A 2386-nucleotide genomic window follows, 5' to 3' on the forward strand; every position below is an offset into this window, starting at 1 on the left:
TGTTAACTTCCAGAAATTTTACAACTAAATCGAGCTTCTCCTGATGTAACCGGTACAGATCAAAAACACACTATTTAGTATCCATTCATAAACTCGTCCAAGTCTTCCAGTGCTTCTCTCAATTCCGGATTTCTTTCTCTTGATATTAATTGTGATAGTTGCATCAATTGCCAAGGGGCTGGTTCACATGCAACATCATATGACATGTGAACCAGCTCCCATAGAAAAACAGCCTTTTTTGTTTTCGGATGATTCATACAGTATTCTTCAATTATAATTCTAGAGTATTCGTCCATGCCTATTCACCTTTTTTCTTTCCCTTGAATAAAATCTAAGATTTCCTCATAGCTCTTGCTACTTCCTTCGATCGCTTTCAATAACTCTTCGCTTTGTATTGCTTTCTGTTTTTTGTGAAGATCCTCCAACTCTGCCGTCAGCCGATCGTACTGCTCACGGTTCTTGATAATTGCCTTTTCTATTTTCGCTATTTTCTGCTCTAAACTTTCTTTACTGATATTCCTTGCCATTTTTATTTTCCTCTTAAATTTTCACTAATGTAATTCGCTTTATATTTCACCTGCTCTGCGCTAATTCCAAATGCACTCAGCACAACTTTTTGTGTTTTTGACACTGCATGATCCAAGCGGTATATCTTATCCAGTTGTCTTGTCATTTCGATTTTCTCAAGTTCCCGAATTGCTGCCGGAACAGTAAGATAATTCGGTTTCTTAAGCATTTCAGCTGCTTTATCCTTTAATGCTGTATACAACTTACATCGGATAATCAAGGCAATAAATCCAATAAATATTTTATTTGATGCAGCTTCCTCAGAAGCAACTCGCAGACAGTTATTACCCAGGTAAGATTTATCTGCACGAAATACTTTTTCCGACGCATCTCTATTCTTATATAAGGTGATTGCTTTTTTCGCATCCATTTTTTCAGATGAGATAATTGCAAAATAACCACACAGATCCAGTTCATCTCGAATCACTTGTAACTTTGGCTCTCCGTAAACAAAGTGGCCTGTATCTTTATTGTAATGCAGATGGAAATATTTATGGAATGATGGTCCGAATTCGTGCTCTGTATCTTGGAATCTTTTCAGATAACTCTGCATTTCCTGAATACTTTCTTCCAATCTTGCCCGTTCTCCTGCAGCCTTCGCAGCACTATAATAAATATGGACATATCTTTTCTTTGTGTCTGCTGTATACACAAACGTGTGAACTGTTTTTCCGTATACTCCGAATTCAGCAATCTGATTTCCCCAATCATTTTCAAAGGTTCCTTTCTGCTTACGAACCTGTTCGCTGATAAACTCTTTGCAACCTTTCACCATAATGATAAATCCAAATCCATTGTTATCCATAAACCTTAGATTTTCCTTACTGAAATAGCCTCTGTCTAAAATAAATCCAATGTTTTTATATCCGTATCCTTTTACCTTTTCCACCATAAACTGCAGTTGCGAAACGTCATTGATACTTCCTGGATATTTCTCATACATTAAGGGCTCGCTATTGGTAAGATCATAACCAACCGCATAGTTGAAAATAGGAAGACCTACATCTATCTTTGCCGCTCCGAATTCTACCATACTGATATTTCCAGCTTCACAGTTCTTATTTGTAGAATCATAGGAGATATAGATTCTTTCCCGTTTATTCCTTTCCTCATTCCAACAATCCAAAAAGTTCTGTCTTTGATTTTCATTTATCGAACGGAAAAAATCTGAAATCGTTGAATCGCTGTACATTTTCATATCAGGTGTGAAAAGCGGATGATTATACGCATAATCCGGATAATACTGTGCTGCATTTCCTTCTGTGATAATCGAATAAGAAGCAAAATCCAAGATCATACCAGCTGCTTTAGCTCCCAGCGTTTCTTCCAGTTTCTTGTCTAATCCCATATCTTTTACTGTCTTGCTGATGACCATATATGCACCTGCCTTCAAGCAGCTGCTTCTTCCAGTATCTAATCGTTCTTCCGGTGTTTCTACTTCTGGAAAATATTTCTTAAAATTTTCATTCGGCCTCATTTTCAATTCATCATCTGCTGAAACTTTTCCGATGGTAACTCTTTTTACTGTTGTATATTTTTTATCAGGATCATAAATCCTATCATACTCATAGTAAACGTAACGAGCATTCCCTTTGTTTCTAAATGTAATTTTCCCTTTTACTTCTGGCACATCAACAAGGTAATCAAGATACATGATTTACGCTCCCTTTAATAGTTGTATTTACGACTAAATATAGTATAACATAAATCCTGCATTTTTTCAATCAAAAACGCAGGTTTTTGGCTTATTTTCAAGGTTTTTAACAATTGATATGCAATGGATTTTTGTTTAGTTGTACCTACAATTGGAAGTTAACAA

At 36.0% G+C, this 2386-nt stretch carries 3 protein-coding genes; all 3 read right to left on the minus strand.

Annotation, left to right across the window (positions count from 1 at the left end):
• Positions 1-74 precede the first annotated feature (74 nt).
• The 3 genes from EAI83_RS16910 to EAI83_RS16920 are packed head-to-tail and all read right to left on the minus strand — an operon-like array spanning position 75 to position 2221.
• Positions 75-296, minus strand: coding sequence for a hypothetical protein (locus tag EAI83_RS16910; protein ID WP_129976288.1), 222 nt, complete (start codon positions 294-296; stop codon positions 75-77).
• A 6-nt stretch (positions 297-302) separates the two neighbouring features.
• Entirely contained in the window at positions 303-527 is a 225-nt protein-coding gene (locus tag EAI83_RS16915) for an ErpK protein (RefSeq protein ID WP_129976290.1), read from the minus strand.
• 2 nt (positions 528-529) lie between these two features.
• Positions 530-2221: an IS1634 family transposase gene (locus EAI83_RS16920; RefSeq protein WP_129976292.1), complete on the minus strand. Its 1692-nt coding sequence runs from the start codon at positions 2219-2221 to the stop codon at positions 530-532.
• Between the last annotated feature and the right edge of the window lie 165 nt (positions 2222-2386).

Source organism: Blautia sp. aa_0143 (genome assembly GCF_004167315.1).
Classification (GTDB): domain Bacteria; phylum Bacillota; class Clostridia; order Lachnospirales; family Lachnospiraceae; genus Blautia_A; species Blautia_A fusiformis.